Annotated in this window: 23 protein-coding genes; 11 read left to right on the forward strand and 12 right to left on the reverse strand. The window is 44.8% G+C overall.

Annotated features, from left to right (window positions below):
* The first annotated feature begins 55 nt into the window (after positions 1 to 55).
* Positions 56 to 190 (forward strand): hypothetical protein, encoded by a 135-nt coding sequence (locus RID53_RS32710; RefSeq protein WP_446392069.1) that lies wholly within the window; start codon positions 56 to 58, stop codon positions 188 to 190.
* Positions 191 to 326: 136 nt separating this feature from the next.
* Here the strand turns inward: RID53_RS32710 and RID53_RS32715 are convergent, their stop codons facing one another.
* From RID53_RS32715 to RID53_RS32725, 3 genes are all read right to left on the reverse strand, one after another.
* A complete protein-coding gene (locus RID53_RS32715; RefSeq protein ID WP_446392070.1) occupies positions 327 to 905 on the reverse strand; it encodes an Npun_F5749 family FMN-dependent PPOX-type flavoprotein in 579 nt (192 codons plus the stop codon).
* Positions 906 to 1,131: 226 nt separating this feature from the next.
* Entirely contained in the window at positions 1,132 to 1,944 is an 813-nt protein-coding gene (locus RID53_RS32720) for an alpha/beta fold hydrolase (protein WP_446392071.1), read from the reverse strand.
* A gap of 70 nt (positions 1,945 to 2,014) precedes the next feature.
* Positions 2,015 to 2,470 carry an NUDIX hydrolase gene (locus tag RID53_RS32725; protein ID WP_446392072.1) on the reverse strand — a complete coding sequence of 152 codons (456 nt, stop codon included), beginning with the start codon at positions 2,468 to 2,470 and terminating at the stop codon, positions 2,015 to 2,017.
* 262 nt (positions 2,471 to 2,732) lie between these two features.
* Here RID53_RS32725 and RID53_RS32730 point away from each other — a divergent pair, with 262 nt between their 5' ends.
* On the forward strand, positions 2,733 to 2,939 hold the full coding sequence (locus RID53_RS32730) for a hypothetical protein (protein WP_446392073.1): 207 nt from the start codon (positions 2,733 to 2,735) through the stop codon (positions 2,937 to 2,939).
* An 89-nt stretch (positions 2,940 to 3,028) separates the two neighbouring features.
* On the opposite strand, the gene RID53_RS32735 is transcribed toward RID53_RS32730, so the two are convergent.
* A complete protein-coding gene (locus RID53_RS32735) occupies positions 3,029 to 3,850 on the reverse strand; it encodes a hypothetical protein (protein WP_446369403.1) in 822 nt (273 codons plus the stop codon).
* Between the two features lie 231 nt (positions 3,851 to 4,081).
* Entirely contained in the window at positions 4,082 to 4,219 is a 138-nt protein-coding gene (locus RID53_RS32740) for a hypothetical protein (RefSeq protein WP_446369401.1), read from the reverse strand.
* A 63-nt stretch (positions 4,220 to 4,282) separates the two neighbouring features.
* On the opposite strand from RID53_RS32740, the gene RID53_RS32745 reads away from it, so the two are divergent.
* Both RID53_RS32745 and fmt read left to right on the forward strand, forming a co-directional pair.
* Positions 4,283 to 5,164 (forward strand): OmpA family protein, encoded by an 882-nt coding sequence (locus RID53_RS32745; protein WP_446369399.1) that lies wholly within the window; start codon positions 4,283 to 4,285, stop codon positions 5,162 to 5,164.
* 80 nt (positions 5,165 to 5,244) lie between these two features.
* Positions 5,245 to 6,240: a methionyl-tRNA formyltransferase gene (gene fmt / locus RID53_RS32750; RefSeq protein WP_446369397.1), complete on the forward strand. Its 996-nt coding sequence runs from the start codon at positions 5,245 to 5,247 to the stop codon at positions 6,238 to 6,240.
* A gap of 206 nt (positions 6,241 to 6,446) precedes the next feature.
* Here the strand turns inward: fmt and RID53_RS32755 are convergent, their stop codons facing one another.
* Together RID53_RS32755 and RID53_RS32760 are read right to left on the reverse strand one after the other, a co-directional pair.
* Positions 6,447 to 6,908, reverse strand: coding sequence for a pentapeptide repeat-containing protein (locus tag RID53_RS32755; protein WP_446351619.1), 462 nt, complete (start codon positions 6,906 to 6,908; stop codon positions 6,447 to 6,449).
* 291 nt (positions 6,909 to 7,199) lie between these two features.
* The gene (locus tag RID53_RS32760; protein ID WP_446392074.1) at positions 7,200 to 7,655 is read right to left on the reverse strand and encodes a hypothetical protein; all 456 of its coding nucleotides are present in this window, start codon (positions 7,653 to 7,655) and stop codon (positions 7,200 to 7,202) included.
* Between the two features lie 131 nt (positions 7,656 to 7,786).
* Here RID53_RS32760 and RID53_RS32765 point away from each other — a divergent pair, with 131 nt between their 5' ends.
* Both RID53_RS32765 and RID53_RS32770 read left to right on the forward strand, forming a co-directional pair.
* On the forward strand, positions 7,787 to 8,725 hold the full coding sequence (locus RID53_RS32765) for a YihY/virulence factor BrkB family protein (RefSeq protein WP_446392075.1): 939 nt from the start codon (positions 7,787 to 7,789) through the stop codon (positions 8,723 to 8,725).
* Positions 8,722 to 9,195, forward strand: coding sequence for a DUF4112 domain-containing protein (locus RID53_RS32770; RefSeq protein WP_446369391.1), 474 nt, complete (start codon positions 8,722 to 8,724; stop codon positions 9,193 to 9,195). The genes RID53_RS32765 and RID53_RS32770 overlap by 4 nt, the downstream gene beginning before the upstream one ends.
* Here RID53_RS32770 and RID53_RS32775 read toward each other — a convergent pair.
* On the reverse strand, positions 9,192 to 9,995 hold the full coding sequence (locus RID53_RS32775; protein WP_446369389.1) for a cobyrinic acid a,c-diamide synthase: 804 nt from the start codon (positions 9,993 to 9,995) through the stop codon (positions 9,192 to 9,194). The two genes, RID53_RS32770 and RID53_RS32775, sit on opposite strands and share 4 nt — an antisense overlap.
* Positions 9,996 to 10,366: 371 nt before the next feature.
* Entirely contained in the window at positions 10,367 to 11,170 is an 804-nt protein-coding gene (locus RID53_RS32780) for a hypothetical protein (RefSeq protein ID WP_446392076.1), read from the reverse strand.
* 567 nt (positions 11,171 to 11,737) lie between these two features.
* Here RID53_RS32780 and RID53_RS32785 point away from each other — a divergent pair.
* From RID53_RS32785 to RID53_RS32795, 3 genes are all read left to right on the forward strand, one after another.
* Positions 11,738 to 12,775, forward strand: a complete 1,038-nt coding sequence (locus RID53_RS32785) for a hypothetical protein (RefSeq protein ID WP_446392077.1) — start codon at positions 11,738 to 11,740, stop codon at positions 12,773 to 12,775.
* A gap of 340 nt (positions 12,776 to 13,115) precedes the next feature.
* Positions 13,116 to 15,071: a tetratricopeptide repeat protein gene (locus RID53_RS32790; RefSeq protein WP_446392078.1), complete on the forward strand. Its 1,956-nt coding sequence runs from the start codon at positions 13,116 to 13,118 to the stop codon at positions 15,069 to 15,071.
* Positions 15,072 to 15,262: 191 nt separating this feature from the next.
* A complete protein-coding gene (locus tag RID53_RS32795) occupies positions 15,263 to 15,694 on the forward strand; it encodes a nuclear transport factor 2 family protein (protein ID WP_446392079.1) in 432 nt (143 codons plus the stop codon).
* Positions 15,695 to 16,570: 876 nt separating this feature from the next.
* Here RID53_RS32795 and RID53_RS32800 read toward each other — a convergent pair.
* Together RID53_RS32800 and RID53_RS32805 are read right to left on the reverse strand one after the other, a co-directional pair.
* A complete protein-coding gene (locus RID53_RS32800) occupies positions 16,571 to 16,741 on the reverse strand; it encodes a hypothetical protein (protein ID WP_446392080.1) in 171 nt (56 codons plus the stop codon).
* 159 nt (positions 16,742 to 16,900) lie between these two features.
* Positions 16,901 to 17,599 carry a hypothetical protein gene (locus RID53_RS32805; protein ID WP_446392081.1) on the reverse strand — a complete coding sequence of 233 codons (699 nt, stop codon included), beginning with the start codon at positions 17,597 to 17,599 and terminating at the stop codon, positions 16,901 to 16,903.
* 32 nt (positions 17,600 to 17,631) lie between these two features.
* Between RID53_RS32805 and RID53_RS32810 the strand changes: the two genes are divergently transcribed.
* On the forward strand, positions 17,632 to 18,411 hold the full coding sequence (locus RID53_RS32810) for an ABC transporter permease (protein WP_446392082.1): 780 nt from the start codon (positions 17,632 to 17,634) through the stop codon (positions 18,409 to 18,411).
* Here RID53_RS32810 and RID53_RS32815 read toward each other — a convergent pair.
* Positions 18,397 to 18,555, reverse strand: a complete 159-nt coding sequence (locus RID53_RS32815) for a hypothetical protein (protein ID WP_446392083.1) — start codon at positions 18,553 to 18,555, stop codon at positions 18,397 to 18,399. The two genes, RID53_RS32810 and RID53_RS32815, sit on opposite strands and share 15 nt — an antisense overlap.
* A gap of 54 nt (positions 18,556 to 18,609) precedes the next feature.
* Between RID53_RS32815 and RID53_RS32820 the strand changes: the two genes are divergently transcribed.
* Entirely contained in the window at positions 18,610 to 19,134 is a 525-nt protein-coding gene (locus RID53_RS32820; protein WP_446392084.1) for a hypothetical protein, read from the forward strand.
* Positions 19,135 to 19,588 lie beyond the last annotated feature (454 nt).

The raw sequence follows: 19,588 nt of genomic DNA on the forward strand, positions 1-19,588 counted from the left end.
TACCCATTCTTGATTAAACTGCACGCTTGTACAATTGTCATCCGGTAGCACAGCTATGCTAGCTTTAAGACTTGATCCCACACGGATGCAGTTAATTTATGGGTTTGTGGATACGTATCTGCGCCTGAATCCCCAAGAACAAGAGATTTTTCAAGCTGAGATTGACTTAAGCCAAATTTTGCCCACTTGAACGCCAGTAAATAAATTGACGAAACCTAAAGCTCAAGTAAGAATGGAGCTTACTGGGTAAGTCTTTCAACCCGTTTTAACGGGTTTAAGCTGTAAGCCAGAACTTTAGTTCTAGGCTTACTACAATTATTAAAGACTCAAGGATTGATCGCTTGCGTGATCCATTCGCGATCGCACTCTTGAGTATAACACCATCGGTTTTGCGGATCACCGCGCAATTCCAGGTGATCAACCTCTACAGGTTCGAGCAATAGGAGACAGAAATTAGGCAACGGTTGCTCTGGATCAGGTGGCGGTTGGGAAAACGCCGGATCACCCTCTACTCTGGGTTCACCCGGATTCGACCAAGCAAATTGCACACGCGCTGCATCAGAAAGCCCTTGCCAGGTTGTTTGACGCTCATTTTTTAAGGTCACTTCGGGATAATCTTCTCCCACAAAAAGAAGCTGACCTTTTAACCGAAATTGTTCGCGAGTTTTGGGAAAATACCAGCAGACTTCTGCTCCAGCATTATAATTAATTTGTTCAATTTTTTGACTGCGAACATCGGTAATAATTTTTAAGGAGTTATCGAAAAAGCCCCGAAACACAACGGTGCGATTCGCCGGATACCCATCTGGAGAAACAGTTGCCAGTTGAAAGTATCGAGCATAAGGTAAACTGCGGTTGCGGTGAAGGGCGCGAGATAGGGGAACTCGCCAGAGAGCAATTGACATTGTTTGAAATGATGAATGATACCAAATCTGCTTGAAAAACCTTTTTTGTCATGGCGATTGAAATCGCTGCTATACAAACAAAGTCCGCCTGCGCGGACTGGGTTATAAGGGGGGTAGCTAACCCGAATTTGAAATGATGAATGATACCATGTCCGGCTGGGCAAATGCGTCTATCGTACCCATAGTTATGAGGAAGGGAGCATTAGCCTCCTACTCTCCTACCCTTCTACTGATATTTAACAAAATAATCAATATGCTGAGCGACAATTCCCGGTACGGTTTCCGCTAAGTCATTTCCGGCTTGGTCAATCATCTGTAATTTAGTATTAGGACTATGGTTGGCATAAGTTTGAGCATGGTTAATCACCTCAAGGGAGTCTTGTCTTCCTTGGAGAATCAACGTGGGTATATCTAAGTCGGGTAAATGTTCGTGTAATAATTCGGCTTGAATTTCCAGGCGCCGTCGCCGGAACAACAATTGGCAAGCTGTCGGGGATTGCAGCAATTGTTGTCGCTGTTTTAACGCTCTCTCAATCTCTTTGTGACGCCCAAACATCCGCGCTAGAGGTAAGAGCGATCGCAGAATAGTATAGGCAAGGGGAGGACGCCCGACTAACCACCTTAGCCACTGCCAATTTTTCCAGTTTCCATCTCCCCGAATCCCTTCAGGTGCTAATAACACCAGTCCCTGAACCTGTTCCGGGTGACGCAGCGCATAACTAGCGGCAATCCAAGCGCCTAAAGAATGACCCACCAGATAGACTTGGGGGAGGTGTAACGCCTCGATGAAGTTAAACAAACACTCAACCTCAACCTGAATCGAGTAGTGCAGTTTCGGCGTTTCTGAGTCACCAAATCCCAATAAGTCAAGGGCAAAGCAGTGATACTCTTGATGCAGGTACTCAATTAGGGGTAGCCACTGACTACTATCGCTCCAAGACCCATGTAAAAATATAAGAGTGGGTCCAGTACCCACTTCACGCCAAAAGACTTGCCCCAAAGGTAGCTTAATACGGGAATTGCGTAAGGTTAAATTCATCCTAGTTGCCGGGTGTTTCCAAACTCAACACTTAAAGTAGCAGGCTACGTCTAGCTCTCAAAACTTACCATTAGGCAACAGTGGTTTTACCATCAAAATAGTCCTGCAACTGTCGCCCATGATCGTGACTCAGGTTGCCCATGGGGATCGCTGCACGCTCAAAGGCTTGAACTGCTGTAATTTCCCACACATCGTTTATCTGCATCGTTCCCTGAACCTCCGCTTCGACTACAACACAAACCGAATGAACTCTGGGATCGCGATCGGCGGCTGAGTAGATTCCCACCAATCGGCGAATTGCCAGCAACTCTAGTCCCGTTTCTTCTGCCAACTCCCGCCGCACGGTTGTGGGAATGTCTTGACCCCAGTCCACCATCCCTCCAGGTAATCCCCATTTTCCGTTATCACGACGCCGAATCAGTACAATTTGTCCATCGGGTAAAACAGGGATAATACTTGTACCGAGGACTGGATGGCGGAAAATAATCCCCAATACCGTTTGGACAAAATACCAAATACGACCCATGGATTCAGATGGTTATGGAACAGGTAAATGACTGACTACAAACTGTTATCATAATCTGATTCTTTTCATTCAGACATGATGGGCATCATTGAAAATTCCTGCCAAGATACACTAGGATGGGACAAACTGGGTTGGATGGTGTAACACTGCTACTATAGACAAGCCCCAGCTTACCCCCCCCTATTGCTTAGACACTGGACGAGGCAGAAAGCGGGGGATTAGGGTAACAGACACAGATATCGTTTTTTATCAAGAGGTCAACATGGCAAAGCGCCGCAATCCTAAAAAAGAAAAGGCGCAACGAAACGAAGCTTACGCTCGTAAGTTCCGAAAAAGCAAGACGACAGGAAATTTTTCCCGAAATCGGCGGTATAATCGACCTCCGAGGGATAATAACGACTCGGAAACAGAAGGGGATTCAGAATCGAAGCAAGCGGATTCTAATAGTCAGAATTCGGACTCTAGGTGATCCCCTAACTCTTTCGGCTAAAGAGGAGTAGGGGCAATTCATAAATTGCCCCTACCGCTAAGGTGGCTTGTCCCCACTCTCCCTTCTGTTTACCAACGTGCTTGGGGTCCCGTCCAAACCTGGTTAACGACTTGACCATACACAATGGGTTCATCATCAAAGGCGAGGTTGGTTTCACCTTGGAAATCAACGGACAACACGGGCCAACGTTCTTCACCTAGTTCACCGACGCGAAACAGAACCTGATCGGAATGGGTTTGACTCCACCCCAATAAGACAGCATGGGTATAGTCAATGGGTTCAGGGGCGACGGTATACGTGCGATTTTTCTGGCGATCCCAAATCACCGCATAATCCGAAGCAAAGGATGTACTGAACAGCCCTTCAAACTGTCTTGCTAAAAGGCGATCGCTAGACGGAGACCAAGACACGGGGAGCAAAATGGCGAATGTTCCTGGCATATCCGCATCTTCATTACTGACTAAAGGATTATCAGATAAGGGAGATGATGCCGTAAGCGTTTGCAAATCCCCGGTCTGCAAATCTTCTAGGAACATCACGCTGGTAACCCGGCTGCGATAGAATTCAGGTTGCCCTTGCATGGAAATGCGGCTATAGGCGGCATATTGACCGTCTGGAGAAATCAATGATTGGCTACGGTAGTAGCGTAAACCAAAGGTATCACTCGCGGCTAGTTCCGCTTGAGTCGTCAACACCCAATTCCAAGGGACGGGATGAGGACTATCGAGAGGATCAATCGGCTCTACGGTCTCAATCATATCGGGAGCAGTTTCTTCAGTCACGTCGGGATTCGCTAGAGAAGAAGACACCGATGGATCTATTCCTAGAGGGACATGGGTGGGTTCAGGCGTATGAGCCTGTTGAGCTTGGGTAGATACGTTAGAAGTCATCAGTAGCCAAGGAGCGAACAGTAACAGGTATGGTTGTGAATAAAACCATCTGAATAAGCGGACTATTATTTTGAACATCGATATAGGTGAGGTTGCTAAACGGTGCGTCTTGTGTGAGGAGCAACGTTTTGGGAACTATGGCAGTGTTCTTTAGTCTATGTATATCAAGCTAAGGAACCCTACAACTCAACCTTTTTACGAAAGTTTTCACTTATGCCTGGAGATTAGGGATTAGGGAAAAGTTTTGAGTTTTGAGTTAACTCCCCCATCTCCCTCATCTCCCTCATCTCCCTCATCTCCCTCATTTCCCTCGTCTCCCCGTCTCCCTTGTCTAGTTAGAGGTGGTGATAAACTTCTGGCAAGTGGCATGATCGAATTAATGGATGTATTGGTGTTATTCTTCTAAGGTCTGAATAAAATTCAGGAAAATCGGTGATTCAATCCGCTAATTCAGCAGACAAAACGACTTCTGCCTCTGTGAGGTCTCAACGCCCTTGGTTTCTCGTTTTTATATTCCGAGTGCTATTATTGGGCGTCAGTGGCGGCGTAGCCCTAATTGTGGGCATTGTCCTTGCCACGTTCTATCCCAGAACCAACCCAGAAAAACCCTTTTTCCTCAAAATGGCAAGCCATTTTGAAGAGCAGATGCCAGTCGTTTCTCCCCATACTACCCCAACATCGATACCAGAACCGACAGGTTCGCCACCTCAACTTACTCCTGTACAGAGACAACAGGTGCAAGCCCAGCTTACCCAACTGCAAGGTCAACTGCGATCATTGAGTGAGGGAGTTGCCACCTTAGAAGCCCAACTGGGCAGTAGTCGCCCCAATGAATCCTTAGAAGCCCGATTGCAAGCGATCGCGCTGCAACTTGACGGCGTTCAACCTCCCCCTGAAGAGGCAACATCCAATGGGAATAATCCGAATGCCACTGTAATGGCAGCTTCATCGGACTCATTCGGTTCTAGCCAAACCTTGAAGGTGACGTTACCGAGTGATGTTTTATTTGAGGGCAACAACAGCCTACTGCGTCCAGAAGCAGGCTTGATTTTAGACAAAATTATTGCAGATTTACGTAACTATCCGTCAAGTACCATCCGCATCGCCGCTCATACAGATAGCCAGGGTGAACCTGAGGATAATCGCGAACTGTCATTTCGTTATGCCAAAGCTGTGGAGCAATATTTCGCTCGTGCTTTGGGGGATGACTACCGATGGTTAGTTGTCGGTTATGGTGAAACTCGTCCCCTTGTGGCAAATGATACCGATGCGAATCAGCAACGCAATCGCCGAATTGAAATTGCTGTCGAGTAAAATTGTTATTCGTCATACTCGCTATCGCGAGAAGCAAGCTACGTCATTTGTCATTCGTCAGTTTTTGCCTGAAAGTTAAAATGAACGTTATTTTCTTCGGTACGCCTCAATTCGCTGTACCTGCTTTAGAACGCTTAATCAACCATTCAGACTTTAATGTTCTGGGTGTAGTAACTCAACCCGATAAACGTCGAGGGCGGGGAAATAAACTATCTCCTTCACCCATAAAAACCTTGGCGCTAACTCATCAACTGCACGTCTGGCAACCCAAACGGGTGAAAAAGCATACAGAAACCCTGAGCCAACTCAAACAAGCCGAGGCAGATGTATTTGTCGTTGTTGCTTATGGACAGATTCTGTCTCAAGAAATTCTCGATATGCCCAGACTCGGCTGTGTGAATGTCCATGGTTCACTGTTGCCGAAATACCGGGGAGCCGCCCCAATCCAGTGGTGTTTGTATCAGGGCGAAACCGAAACTGGCATTACTACGATGCTTATGGATGCTGGGATGGACACGGGACCGATGTTACTGAAGGCTCACACACCCATTGGGCTATTAGACGATGCCCATCAGTTAGCTGTAAGACTGTCGGATTTGGGGGCGGATTTGTTAATCGAAACGCTGCTGAAGTTAAACCAAGGGGATGTTCAACCCATCGCCCAGGATAATTCCCAAGCTACTTATGCACCTTTGATTCAAAAGTCCGATTATGCTGTCGATTGGTCACGATCTGCCATAGAAATACACAATCAGATCAGAGGATTTATACCGAATTGTGTCGCCTCATTTCGGGATCAATCACTGAAAATCCTGGCGACTGCTCCTCTGGGAGAGGCTTACTTTCCCCAGTTACCTACAGATTTAAAGATTCCGGAGCAACAATGGTTGTCTGTACGAGAAGCCTCTGGGCGTCCCGGAGAAGTGGTGAGTATTATTAAGGGACTTGGACTGATTATTCAAACAGGTGAAGGATTGTTGCTACTGCGCGACGTTAAGCTAGCGGGTAAACGCGCTCAGTCTGCTTGGGATTTTGTCAATGGTATGCGGGTAGCTGTGGGAGAGGTTTTAGCATAATCGGCGAGAAGTCAAGCAAGAGGAGGCGATTGAAATCGCTGCTACACAAATGTATGCGAAGCCTTCCCGAAGGGTAGTCCGCCTAGTCCGCCTACGCGGACTAAGGAGAAGGAGAAAATTAATACAGCGCTTTTCAAGCGAGGTACACAGAACAGATCCCCGACTTCTCCAAGAAGTCGGGGATCTTGCTTAGAGGAGTCAGTTGATTAATACCAATCTGGAACGACGTCTTCTGCTCCTTCACCCCCTACACCGATGCCTGTGTAGAATATGTCAGCATTACTGATGGTCATATCCTGCATTGATGCGCCATAGACGTTGGCATCGTAAATCGTGGCTTCTGTAAAATCAACCCGGTTTAAATTGGCTTCTTTCATATCCGCATTGGTGACAAAAGCGCCTGTCAAATTCGCCCCTGCCAAATTTGCCTCGCGTAGATCAGCACCTTCAAGGTTCGCGTGGCTCAGGTTGGCACCTTGCAGATTTGCCTCTCTCAAGTCAGCGCCAATCAGATGGGCACCTCTGAGATTGGCTCCCGATAGATCGCAGTTTGCACAGGCTCCAGTGGATAATAACTGTTGCACATGAAGTGGATTTTCAGCTTTGACGGAGCTAGCGAACACTAGGGGAGTCAGTAAGGTTATCATTGCTAGAATCTTATGTTTCATAAGTTCCCCCTTTATTTTCAAGTTTTTTCCGTTCTTTACCTCACAATCCTATTATCTCATTAAATGAGCCGAAATGTAAATTATACTAAGGAGCTATACTAAAAAATCAAGGTTTCTTCACAGAAGCAAGTTCCGGTGAAAAATACTCCTTAAGGATGAAAGGGATTCTCTCGATATTTTTCGCTATTCTATCCAGAGACCTGATCATGCCTCTGCCTGGAGGGGGGGGAGCTGATTACAAAATTGTTACCTTTTTCATGAATCAGCCGAGAATTCTGAATGATGAATCCCTCATTTTTCTGCCGTACCCCGTTGCTTAGTCAACTGGTCAATTGTATCGCCAATGACTGCGGTTAAGCTGTTGCGGGTTTGGGCGTGATTAGCTTGCTCGATTTTTAAGGCATTGATCAGGCGATCGCGCTCCATCATCACCTGGATCAGTTTTTGTTGCACCTGTTCTAGGGTTTGCAGTTTTGCCACCTCCTGTTCAATAGCAGAGGTAGCGTCAGGATCTTGAGCTTTTAATTGAGCCTTCTCCTGTTGCAGTTGCTGAACTTCAAGTGTGAGGGCGTCGAGCTGTTGTTGGGCGAGTCGGGCTTCAGTGCGGCGTTGCTGGGCTTCAGTATTGTAGAGGCGACGCCAGTTAGCCGCAGATTCATTGGCAGCATCGCGATCGCGAATACTATCGGCAAGTTGCTGTTTGAGTTCCTTGATTTCGGCTAACCATTGTCTGACATCGTTGCTCATCGCAGACTGCTCCTGTAGGGGGTTCTGGACAAATAGGGCGTTGTGTAGATCCCTATACTGACTCCTGTTTATATTTAAGGGTCTAAAAATTTGGCACAGTAAGGGTGAACGATACTGCTAGCCCACCCCTTATGCTACGTCCCCGTCTACTCCGTTTCTTACATTTTTTTCGTTATCTGAATCTGGCAACCCTGAGAATCACCGTCAGTCGTGCCTTAAAACATCGGCTCTTGAGTTTGTCCTCTCAGATGGCATATAACGCCATGTTAGCCCTGTTTCCCGCAATTTTGGTGATTTTCACCGTGATTGAGTTATTCAAACAATTTTTCCCCTGGACGAATCCAGCCGATCAACTCGGTGAAGTCGCGCCAGAACAGGCGATGCAACTGATGCGTAATTTTGCCGAGGGAATTAACCTCACAGACAATCGCGGTTTATTTTCCTTAAGCTTCATTATGGCAATTTGGGTGTCTTCGGGGGCGCTGAATGCGGCGATGAATGCCCTTGACCAAATTAATCAAATTCCCTCAGAAAAAACTCGACCCTTTTGGAAAGCTAAATTGATTGCTATGGGGTTGACCCTAGGCAGTGTTTTACTCCTATTCATCGCCTCATTTATCTTGTTTATTAGTAACTGGGCGGTCAACTTGGTGGAATATAAAAGTATTGTTGTGATCTTGTTGACCCTCTTACGGCTTTTAAGTTGGTTGATTGCCTTAAGCTTAGTTGCCATCGTCTTTGCGATTATCTACCGCTTTGGCATCAGCCACTGGCGTCAGGGAAACCCGATTATACCGGGAGCCGTTTTAGCTGCCGTATTATGGGCGATTGTATCTGGCGTGTTTCGGAATTATGTGGCGTCGAATTTCAGCAATTATCACAAAATTTATGGCGCTTTGGGGGCAGTGATTGTTTTACAGCTTTGGTTATATATGACATCTCTGGTACTTTTATTAGGAGATCAACTTAATCTTACAGTAGGAGAAGCAATGCAAGCGGCTAAAGAGCGCTCAATTGAGAAACCTGAGTTAAAAGCAATATCTGAGATATCCGAATCCAAAATCCAATGACTCATAATTCCAAAACGTCTACTCTCCGGCGTCTGCGTCGGTTAAGCCATCTGCTTGACAATGCCATTCCCATTCCGGGAACACCATGGCGTTTCGGTCTAGATCCTGTGTTAGGTTTGTTACCCGGGGCAGGTGATTTTTTAGGAACAGCTTTCTCTGCCTATATCGTAATCGAAGCAGCACGGATAGGTATCCCGCGATCGCTATTAGGACAAATGGTTATTAATATTCTTTTGGATACAGTCATTGGTTCTGTACCCGTCGTGGGCGATATTGCTGATGCAACCTGGAAAGCAAATGCTAAAAATATCGAACTGCTGGAAACGTATTGGGATAGTCCTCAACCTGAAAAACAGACGGATTGGTTTTTTCTGGTCTGGCTTTTGCTAGGGTTACTTATAGCCGTAACCCTTATCGCTACTCTTAGCTTGCTGGTCATCAAAGGATTTTTGGCAGTCATAAACTTTTAAACAGTGGCATAAAATATACACTCCGGTTCCTCATTCCTATAGATATAGTCATAGTCAAACGTCAAAAAATCCAGATTACAGCTTATGGAAAATCCTAAATTTAGGATTATTTGATGGGTGAAAGTAGATAAAACTAATTCAAGGAGTTTCTTTTCAGAAACATTGGGCTGCTTGATATAGTAATCGCGCTTAGCAAAAAATACCTTTTCATTTTTCGGTACAACAATCCCATTAATTCGATGAGCATATTGGATAGGCTTAATATAACTTCGGATAAAACTTTCTTGATTTTTCTGAAGCTGATACAATCGCTCGTGTTGTAGCCAGCTCATCTGAAATATCATTTTGATCACTTCACAGCCCAAAATATAATTGAAAAGATTATGACGTTCTTCTGGACTGTGAATCAGTCGCAGCACAAACTCTAAATAGAGTTCGGGTTCTTTTTGTAACGTTTGTGCTGAATGAATACAAAATTGTTCGATATAGCTGTTTAACACCAAAGGATTGAGTTCTTTTTCAATACAGAATTTTCGCAAATACTTGGTGACTAGCTGAAGGCGGATTCGATCTTGCAAAATCTCTTCCACCAAGCTATCAGCTACATAATCATCTAAAAAACCCGTCAACTCAGCTTGCATTTCTGGTGAAGTCGCACACATTAAATAACAAAGGGACATAATATGCTTTCGCTGATCTGAGGGAAGGGTATTTGCCCATTTTTTTACAGCTAATGTAATCTTCTCTAGGACGCCAATCCCTTGAGTTTCTTCTAGACTGTTCGAGTTCTTGGTTAGCATCGTTGAAACTATCATAAACAAAGGTTTTAGCAGTCACGGTCAGGTAAATAATCAATTTAACAGCATCTTTGCGGATCTGCCAACTGATCGCTTATCTGTTCCGTCTCCGCTTTGATTACAATTCTTAAACAATAGCCAAATTCTTTAACAGAGCCATTAGGCTAGATTCAACCCTTCACCACGCCCTTGAATATATCAGTCCCAGTCTCTTAGTGATTTATTAGACAATTACTTAACCCTGTCTGTCAAGTCTTTCTATGGAAAAATTTAGATATCAGAGGAGAAGCTTTATTTTTTTTTACAATCCTTAGACTTTTTCAGTCTAGATGACATCAATAACTGAAAATTAGGGTGTCAACGTCTAAGCCTGATCAGCAAAGAAAAATGCATTCTGGTTCTGAGTTAAAAATAGAGTCATAGTCAAACATAACAAAATCAAGATTATGGCTAATAAAAAAGCCAAGGTTACTGACTTGAGCGGTTGTAAAGGTAGACATTAGTAACTCAGTTAATTGTTTGTCTCTAATATCCGGCTTTTTGATAAAGTAATCCCGCTTAGCAAAGAAAAGGGTTTCGTCTTTAGGGACAATCAGACCATTCAAGCGATGGGTATGTTGAATGGGCTTAATATAATGGTTAATAAAATATTCCTGGTTTTTCTGTAAACGATAAAATCGCTCATGTTGCAGCCAGCTCATTTGGAACAGCATTTTGATAATTTCACTACCTAAGATGTAATGAAATAGATTATTCCGCTCTTCGGGATCATTAATGAGATGGAGAACAGATTCTAAATACTTGATGTCGCGATCAGGTTTGGAGCGTAAGTCTTGGGTCGAATGAATGTAATACTGTTTAATATAGCCTTTTAATACAGTATTCGTGAGTTTTTGCTTGATATGTAGTTTTTTGAACGAGCGAGTTACCCAATCTTTAGGGGCTTGCTCTTGGAGAAGTTTTAACACTAAGCTGTCTGCTGTATAGTTGTCTAAAAATTCTGCTTGTTTATCTAAGGGAACCGTACAGATTAAATGACACAGCGATAAAACATAGCGTCGCTCTTCCCAGGATAAATCATTAATCCATTGAAGAACTTCTGGAGGAATGAGATCAAAGATACTTATCGTCTTTAGGTGTTCGGAATCAACGGGAATTGTAGGGTTTAATGTAGTCATAACCTGAAGCTGTCATCATTAGGGAAACAACAAGACTCTATTCGCGATCGCGTGCGGGATGATTCTCCTCCTAGAGATACTACCGCAACCTAGAAAAATCAACCCCTGTTTATCGTCAGTCGCCAGCCTTCTATCCGATCCCCGACACCCGCCCGGAGTTCAAACTCCGGGCTAAAAGCTCAAGTCCACTAAAGTGGACTAAAACTTTTAATCCGAATGGTACTAACTTAAAGCTGATAGATAGTACCTAACCTACGGTATAGCAAGAGTTCCGGCGATTCCAAAATGAATCCTGATAAAGCGGATAAAAATAACGAAATAACGAAATGAACGACCTTGGAGATTTTGACCCGAAAAATCCTGGGGCATAACGGGAACAGGGGAGTAGCCAACCTTACTATAGGCATAGCATAATTGATGCCAAAAAAGTGAGCTGAATCCTTGCCGATTGGCATATCTTGTGCATTACCCACACCAGTCTCACCCCTATTACTCTAGTGGTGGCGTCCCTCTATAATTTGAGAAGCTGTAATCACCCCGTTTGATCGCTCGACGATTAGCATCCCTATGGTTGAAATCCCCGAATCCACTGCCGAACTCGCGGCTGTCCTTGAAGAACCCGTTGATTTGAATTTCCAGCTTCCTGATCCAGAGGATGAGGAGATTCAGGAGTACGACTTTCAGCAACTCGTCGATAACGCTTGGCGAGTGTGCGATCGCTTCGACTTACAAACCGAGATCTGGCGCGGGCGGATTCTGCGTGTGGTGCGCGATCGCGAGAAAAAAGGCGGTGATGGGCGCGGTACGGGCTTTCTCAACTGGCTGAAAAGTCGCGAAATTAGTAAGAGTCAGGCATATTCCCTGATTGAACTGGCAAATAGTGCCGATACCCTCCTCGCCGAAGGCAAACTTAACCCCGATGCGATCCGCAATTTCAGTAAACGGGCATTTGTGGAAACTGCCAAATCTGCCCCCGAAGTTCAACAACTGGTTAGCGATAAGGCGCAACAAGGCGATCGGATCACGCGGCGTGAGGTGAAGCAGCTAGCCGATGAATGGACAGCCATGTCCTCAGAGTTACTCCCTGATGAAGTCAAGGAAAAAGCCTCAGCCGGAACCATGCCCGCCCGTTATCTGGCACCGTTAGTTAAAGAAATGGAGAAGTTGCCAGAACTCCATCTGAAACCGCTACAAGAGGAAGTGGCGGCAAATCCTGATGTGGATACGGTGAAACAAACCACATCAGACGCCCGTTTCTTGGCAAAATACCTCGACGCCGCCGCCCAAGTGCAAGCGATTCAGCACTCGTCGTTGGATATGGAATTAGCACTCCAGGAAGCCCTGCGCCTAGATTGCTTAAATACGGCGGCTGATTTGGTCAAACAGGCATCTGTGTTGGAACAAAGCGTGGGTAAACTTTACACCACCTGGAAACGGCTGAGTAGCCTATCCGACCGATTATACGTCGATACTGGGGCAAGTACCCCTCATCTGCGATCGCTCCTCAACTGTTTGGATCGTCTTACCAATGACGTGATTGAAGTTCCCCTCGATGAAACAGGCGAACAGATTGTGCGTCTGAAGCTGATGGTGGATACTCAATAAGTAGGTGGACACAATTAAAGTTAACGGTTGAGATTAGGGAACAGGGAACAGGGAACAGTAAAGAATGTCCTAACCTGTCTTGGTACTGCCATAACGCACCATTGCTCAAGGCGAAAGAGGGTCAATCTGAAAAATGTCATACCCTTTCCCACACCTTTGTGCAAGTTTCCTACCGTAGAACTATCAACAGCGTCTAATTAGACAATCCGTGTAATCAGATTTCGTAGTCGAAGATGCGAGTCTTTGACGGTGTTGGGTTTCCTTCGTCAACCCAACGTACACACTTGGTTGATCTAGCGTTAACTAATTAGGATATTTGTTTTTTTTGATAACCTTGCTAATGTTTAATTCCTTACTATCCCTATTAATTACAAATCTGACAACCTTATTTTTAGTCGGCTCTTCAAATTTTTCTCAAACGGCTAACTTACCCTTTTTTCAGTCCATGAAATCCGAACAAACCGCCAATCAACCCTTTGACCAAGAACCAACTGATAAAGGAATTCCGCTAGTTTGCTGGGTGCGTGAAGCTTACTCTAAACCGGAGTCTGAGGCGCAAGTCTGGGCGTTACTCAAGGTGGCGCATCAATATTCAGCCGCCGGATATCAAGATAAAGCCTCTGAGGTATTAGAACAAGCCTTAGAAATTGCCCGAACTGTTGAAGATGTCCAGAGTAAAATCAAATTATTATTTCAGGTGGCTAGTGGTTATATAGATGCAGAAGAATTCGCCTCCGCTACACCCATACTCAATTCGGCTCTACAACTTACTCAAACAACTACAGACGAGCAAGCAAAACTTGCTTTTTTAACGGATATTGCTAGCCAATATACAGCAGCTAGCCAGAAGGAACAAGCGGCTGATATCGTAGCCCAAATTGAGCAACTACGAGAAACAGTTGATATTAATTATTTTAGAAAGGGTTCCATCCTCGACACTCTCACTGAAGTCTATGCTGAGCTAGGTAATCTAGAGCAAGCTTTTCAATTAATCGACACGATTGAAGTCGGATTCCCTAAAGACAGTAAATTAGCCAAAGTCGCACGAGAATATATTAAGCGGGGTCAATACGATCAGGCGTTACAGATTGCCCAACATCTAGAAGGCTTTCGCCCCCAAACCTTACGAGAAATTGTGGGTAAATACGCAGCCCAAGGACAACTCGATCAAGCACTACAGGTTGTTCAGACAATTCAGGAGGAGTCTACGGAATTTTCTGCTTTAGTTGAAGTTGCTGATAAGTTGATAGCAACGGAACAGCCGGATAATGTCGAGCCAATCCTAGAGCAAGCCCTGGAAATTGTTAACCGTGCCGAGGATGCTAATTTTAAAGCATCAGCGCTCACTAACATCGCTCAATCCTATTGGGAATTTGGGCAACAGAATCAAGCGGTTGAACTTCTTGATCGCGCTGCTAAAATTGCCGATATCAACAGCCATACATTAGCTAAAATTGCTCAACAGTATTGGCAGACAGGACAAGAGGATAAAGCGACTCAAATAGCGATTAACTTGCCGGATGCTAATCAAGATGTACTATTTGATATTATCATCCAAAAGGCAAAACGAGGTGAGTATAGCCAAGCCCTGCAATTAATCCCTTTTTTCAAAGAGATGGAGCGAAAAAGTTTTGCCCCAAAATATATTGCCGAGGAATATGTAGAGGTCAGCTCAAGGGAGCCGTTATCTGAGATAGTGGCAACAATAAAAGATGCTGAATCTAGAGAAACTTTTCTGGCGATAATTGCTGAAAATTATATAAAAAACGACCAATATGACGCCGCATTAACGATAGTCGAAGCCATCAATGATGCTTACTACAAAGCGGCTGTACTGACTCAACTGTCGCTTCATTACACGGCAGCGGGAGATAACAGTCAAGCCACGACGCTACTCACCCAAGCCACAGAAATCGCTAAGAACACTGATGATTACATCACGATTCATCCTCTGCTCAAACGAGTATCGATATTGACTTCGATCGCAGGTTTATATCAGGCGATTGGTCAACAGGAAAAAGCGGCTGAAGTTTTATCATTAGCCCAGAAACCGCTCGAAACTCTACAAGCAAGTGGTGAAAACCTACAAGCAAGTGGTGAAAACTTACCTATACACGATCCTGAATCAATGGCTAATATGGCTCAGTCAAATCACCGACTCTATTGGCTGCAACTGGCTCAAAACTATACCGAAGCCAAACAATACGATCGCGCCTTAGTAACGCTGCGACTCGTAGACGATCTGGCGACAAGCAAGCGCTTAAGAACTAGGCTGGAATGTGCCAAGAATCTTTAGCACGTCGGTTGGTGTAATCGCTGTTGATGGTCAAACACACCTAAAAAGACTAATCTAACGACTGATTCTAACTCGCAATCCTTTCCCGACTGAGCCACTCTATTTCTGTCGCTGGAGTCATGCAGTCCCCTGGGAGCCTGTTTTAAACTGAAGGTGAGTTCAGTCTGCAAACCTATCCCGGAGCCAATACTATGATTGGAGCCATTATTGCCCAACAAAAAACCCGCGAAAAATTTGCCGCTCGCAATCGCGGTGATATTGATGCCTTTCTGGACAATTGGGCAGAAAATGCCACCTTTATTTTCCCCGGACAATCTGAAATGAGTGGTATCTTCCACGGTATGAGTGAAATTCGCCCCTGGTTTAAGCAATTCCGGCAGCAATTTCCTCAGGTAAATTTTGAAATTAAACAGATATTTGTCGGGCGGATTTGGGCAATCGGTGCAACCAATGAGCTAGCCGTGCAATGGAACACCACCCTTTGGAATCGAGATAATCAAAAGATGCAGGGTGAGGGTGTGACAATCGTCCATCTGCAAAAGGGTCAACTTGTCTTAGCCCATGAATTTATCTTTGACTTAAGCCCCAGTTTCTTTCAAGCCAATCAGCCTGCTGCACACTGACTACATCGTTGGTTAAAAACCACCATTGGTAGGGACACGATATCTGGTGTTCCTACTCATAATTTTAGTAATCAATCTTACCCTTATTCTACAATTTTATCTCTTGTTCCAAATTCTCTAAAATTTTATCCCCAATCATTCAACCCCCTCTGCGTTCCTCTGCGTAAACCTCTGCGTTCCTCTGCGTTAAAAAATATAATTCCGATGTAACAGATTTGACATCAGTAAATAATCTGATGACTGAACTGAATAAATGTAGCATTAGCTACAAAAAATTAGGAGTTGACTTTTTTAGAGACGTGACATGAATGCGTAACGTTTTCACTCTAATTACCCCTTTCCTAATTCCCGTGAATGAGCCAACTCTATCATTTAATGTAACCCGTGATACATCTCATAATCTAGGCGGACTTTGATCACATAGTTTATGGCTGACTATCACTCATTTTTTGCCAAACTAATCACCGATGTTCTAGATCAATAGCACTGTAAGTATCCCACTCCTAGAGGAGAATGAGAGTGTCGGAAAAAAACCTAAACCTAGAGCGAGTGAATCAAGGAGATTTTAGCTATGTTAGAACTACTGATTTTGATGGCTTACTTATTTGGCTGTTTTGCCTTTATCGAAGCCCTATTTGATAAAAACTTCGATGGCTCCCGCTAACACCGAACCCAGACAAGCGTTTAAGTTAGTGAAGCCAAAAAAAAGCCATTTTCCTGTAAAGTTATACATTAACGCCAACATGAAAACCAACATCAGGCGTTCATACTATTGTTTAAGGGGGATGAACCCAATCAGAATGCACCCTAATCCCCCTGCTTTACCCCCGCTAGATTGACGGAACTAGCGGGGGTTTTCTTTGGTATAAGCGATGCTTATTGCTTGTCTTGATCTTTAAAAGCGAAGATTCCCGTGAACAGCATCAATAGCCCCCCGGCTAAAATCGCGATCGCTAACCCGCCAATGACTAAATCGAATATGTTATTCTCCACACTGCTTTTCCTACTCTTCCTGCAAATCCTAGCGTAGAGATTGTCATTCGTCATTTGTCATTTGTCATTTGTCATTTGTCATTCGTCAGGGAATATCAGGGAATAGGGAACACCTCGGCTTACCTCGACTTGCCTCGACTTCGCTCGGCAACACGCTCGGTAACACGCTCGGTGTGTAACAGGGAACAGGGAACAGAATTTATGTTCAGATCCTTATTGCTTTAAAGAATACGTACCGATAAGGGTGCGCGTCTGGGGATGACAAACGGAGTTGCAGGTGACCAAATGAATCTGAGTAACCTGCATTTCGCCTATTTTAACCGTTGCCAATTCTTGAACCTGCTGACGGAATGCGTCTGTGGGAGAATGAATCAATCGGCAGATTGTTAAATTGCCCCAGAATATGGTATCGGAGAAATAAGTTTTGTTATCAGGGACACCGATATCGCTTAAACCTTTGTCTAAAGCCTGAATTAACTGTTGCAGGGTTTGATTGCTATAACCAATCAGTGCCACGCTGGTGGGAAATAAAGTGAGATCTTGCCAACTGAAGCGGAACACGGGAAATTGAGGCACAATTTGCTTAAACACTTGATCGGCTTGAACCACATCCTCTGGCGTAAATAGGGGCGGTGTGTGGATGGTGCGAACATTTTTAATGGTGGAATGCATTAAGTCAGGGGTGTAATAAAAATGTTCTGGTTCTAACTGTTTTAAGGGTTGAATAATACGTTGACTGATAGACTGGGTAAGGGGTTTGGGTACAAATACCACAGACGTTAGACAACGTTCGCGATCGCGTTCGTAATCCGAGCGCATTGCCACAACTGTCATCTGCCCTTTCCCTTGGGTGATATGGGTTTTGAGTTGTTGAATGGTTGCTTTTTGAGCGGTGGTATAGTTATCGTCCATGATGGTGGTGATACAGGAGATAGAGTCTCGGTGTGAACGCTTATATTCAACTTGACCCCATTGATTTGGTTTGGGGATTGGGCATGATGGCGATCGCGATTGGTTTATCCAGTTGGCAGGGGTTAGGATTGGAGTTACCCTTAGCGATCGCGACAGGGCGAACGGTGATACAGCTTTTGGTAGTAGGGTTTTTTCTGGGGGTTGTCTTTGCCTTAGATAACCCCTTTGCGGTTTTAGCCGTTTTACTGGTAATGCTAACCATTGCAGCAATTACCGCCCGTAACCGGATTGGTAAAAAAATTCCCCGACTATTCTGGGTGGTATTCGGTTCGATTTTCTTCTGTAGTGCCTTAACGTTAATTTATATCAATCTACTGATTATTCAACCGGACACCTGGTATCAGCCCCAGTATCTGATTCCCTTGGGTGGTATTGTTTTGGGCAATGCCATGAACGGATCAGCGATCGCAGGTGAACGCTTGGTGAGTACAATTACCAGTAGTCGCTTAGAAATTGAAACCCACCTGAGTTTAGGCGCTACCCCCCAACAAGCCGTGGCGGGATACCGCAAGGATGCTATCCGCGCCGGATTGATTCCTACCCTAAATCAAATGATGGTGGTGGGGATTGTCACATTACCGGGAATCATTACAGGTCAACTGCTAAGTGGCATTGACCCATTGAATGCGGCATCTTACCAAATTTTAATCATGTTTATGATTGCCACAACTAACCTCACCACGACAATCTTGGTGACTCAGGGTATTTATCGTCAGTTTTTCAACGCCCAAGCCCAGTTAAAACTGCCTTGAAGTGTCATTTGTTAATTGTTGATTGTTGATTGTTGATTGAGAATCTTCTCCCCCATCTTCCCCATCTTCCCCATCTTCCCCATCTTCCCCATCTTCCCCATCTTCCCCATCTTCCCCATCTTCCCCATCTCCCCTGTACCCCAAAACTCCAGCTTCCTTAAGTGATGCTACGATAGCCCTAGTTTCAACGGCACATTTATGAGTTTTTCTTTTATTACCCCCCGTCGCCTTCTCGCTTCTGGTCTGTGTTTGGGTGTTCTGAGTACCCTCGGTTTAACCGTCCGTTCTCATTCATTACTCTCACCCGCTGTTGCTGAAGTTGTGATCGCATCCACTAAAGACGTCACGGCTGACGATGTAGCGGGTACATGGCGAGGGGAATTAGCACCCGGTCAAATGATTACCTGGATTTTTACGCCAGATGGTAAACTCTTCATGACCGCCCCACCTGTTGCTGATGAACCACAACAGGCTTTAGAAATGCGTTACCAGGTAGAATCTAGTACCAAGCCGATGGGTTTGAATATAGACTTGGCGCAGGGGGCGACTGTAATGACAATTTTTGAAATGACTCCAGAGGGTCAAATGCGCGTACAAATTGCGGGTACGACTCCGGGAGAAGCACGACCTGAAGACTTCAATAATGCGACGGTGTTTGAAAAAGTTTCAGATACAACAACATTACCCCAGAATACACAAATTGATGATTTTCAAAGTCGCTAGAACATTAGTTCAGTCGTCCAATTATCTCCTGAAAAACGGTAACATCAAAGATACCGAAAAACCCCTCTTTTGACCAAGGGCTGGTTGTATTGAGGGGGTGAGGGTTTTTTTTCCTATCTGAGCTTTATAGCAGTCTACATGAGCGATTAGGACACAGCAAAATGCTGAAACCTTGACCAGTCAATCTTTTCCCTTGGAGCCTTCTGCCCTCTGTCCTCTGCCCTCTGCCTTTTGCTATATAAGGAAGCACAAGTCTTTCTGTTTAATCCTCCTAAGCTATTCGGCATTTAAACCTTAATATTAACAATGGCGAAATCCTTGCCGTAGTGCGTTTAGCGAAGCCATGCCGCAGGCTTTGCATCTTGCTCGCTACATTGAGCATCTTGCTCGCTACATTGAGCATCTTGCTCGCTACATTGAGCATCTTGCTCGCTACATTGAGCATCTTGCTCGC

This window comes from Coleofasciculus sp. B1-GNL1-01 (assembly GCF_040220235.1).
GTDB lineage: Bacteria > Cyanobacteriota > Cyanobacteriia > Cyanobacteriales > Coleofasciculaceae > Coleofasciculus.

What these genes read in the sequence shown, in the direction of transcription:
- RID53_RS32755 (WP_446351619.1), bottom strand. Translation starts at nt 6,908, where the DNA reads ATGAAACATAAGATTCTAGCAATGATAACCTTACTGACTCCCCTAGTG.
- RID53_RS32805 (WP_446392081.1), bottom strand. Translation starts at nt 17,599, where the DNA reads ATGGACGATAACTATACCACCGCTCAAAAAGCAACCATTCAACAACTC.
- RID53_RS32715 (WP_446392070.1), bottom strand. Translation starts at nt 905, where the DNA reads ATGTCAATTGCTCTCTGGCGAGTTCCCCTATCTCGCGCCCTTCACCGC.
- RID53_RS32710 (WP_446392069.1), top strand. Translation starts at nt 56, where the DNA reads ATGCTAGCTTTAAGACTTGATCCCACACGGATGCAGTTAATTTATGGG.
- RID53_RS32775 (WP_446369389.1), bottom strand. Translation starts at nt 9,995, where the DNA reads ATGCTAACCAAGAACTCGAACAGTCTAGAAGAAACTCAAGGGATTGGC.
- RID53_RS32795 (WP_446392079.1), top strand. Translation starts at nt 15,263, where the DNA reads ATGATTGGAGCCATTATTGCCCAACAAAAAACCCGCGAAAAATTTGCC.
- RID53_RS32740 (WP_446369401.1), bottom strand. Translation starts at nt 4,219, where the DNA reads ATGCCACTTGCCAGAAGTTTATCACCACCTCTAACTAGACAAGGGAGA.
- RID53_RS32780 (WP_446392076.1), bottom strand. Translation starts at nt 11,170, where the DNA reads ATGACTACATTAAACCCTACAATTCCCGTTGATTCCGAACACCTAAAG.
- RID53_RS32720 (WP_446392071.1), bottom strand. Translation starts at nt 1,944, where the DNA reads ATGAATTTAACCTTACGCAATTCCCGTATTAAGCTACCTTTGGGGCAA.
- fmt (WP_446369397.1), top strand. Translation starts at nt 5,245, where the DNA reads ATGAACGTTATTTTCTTCGGTACGCCTCAATTCGCTGTACCTGCTTTA.
- RID53_RS32785 (WP_446392077.1), top strand. Translation starts at nt 11,738, where the DNA reads ATGGTTGAAATCCCCGAATCCACTGCCGAACTCGCGGCTGTCCTTGAA.
- RID53_RS32800 (WP_446392080.1), bottom strand. Translation starts at nt 16,741, where the DNA reads ATGACGAATGACAATCTCTACGCTAGGATTTGCAGGAAGAGTAGGAAA.
- RID53_RS32725 (WP_446392072.1), bottom strand. Translation starts at nt 2,470, where the DNA reads ATGGGTCGTATTTGGTATTTTGTCCAAACGGTATTGGGGATTATTTTC.
- RID53_RS32730 (WP_446392073.1), top strand. Translation starts at nt 2,733, where the DNA reads ATGGCAAAGCGCCGCAATCCTAAAAAAGAAAAGGCGCAACGAAACGAA.
- RID53_RS32820 (WP_446392084.1), top strand. Translation starts at nt 18,610, where the DNA reads ATGAGTTTTTCTTTTATTACCCCCCGTCGCCTTCTCGCTTCTGGTCTG.
- RID53_RS32760 (WP_446392074.1), bottom strand. Translation starts at nt 7,655, where the DNA reads ATGAGCAACGATGTCAGACAATGGTTAGCCGAAATCAAGGAACTCAAA.
- RID53_RS32735 (WP_446369403.1), bottom strand. Translation starts at nt 3,850, where the DNA reads ATGACTTCTAACGTATCTACCCAAGCTCAACAGGCTCATACGCCTGAA.
- RID53_RS32790 (WP_446392078.1), top strand. Translation starts at nt 13,116, where the DNA reads ATGTTTAATTCCTTACTATCCCTATTAATTACAAATCTGACAACCTTA.
- RID53_RS32765 (WP_446392075.1), top strand. Translation starts at nt 7,787, where the DNA reads ATGCTACGTCCCCGTCTACTCCGTTTCTTACATTTTTTTCGTTATCTG.
- RID53_RS32770 (WP_446369391.1), top strand. Translation starts at nt 8,722, where the DNA reads ATGACTCATAATTCCAAAACGTCTACTCTCCGGCGTCTGCGTCGGTTA.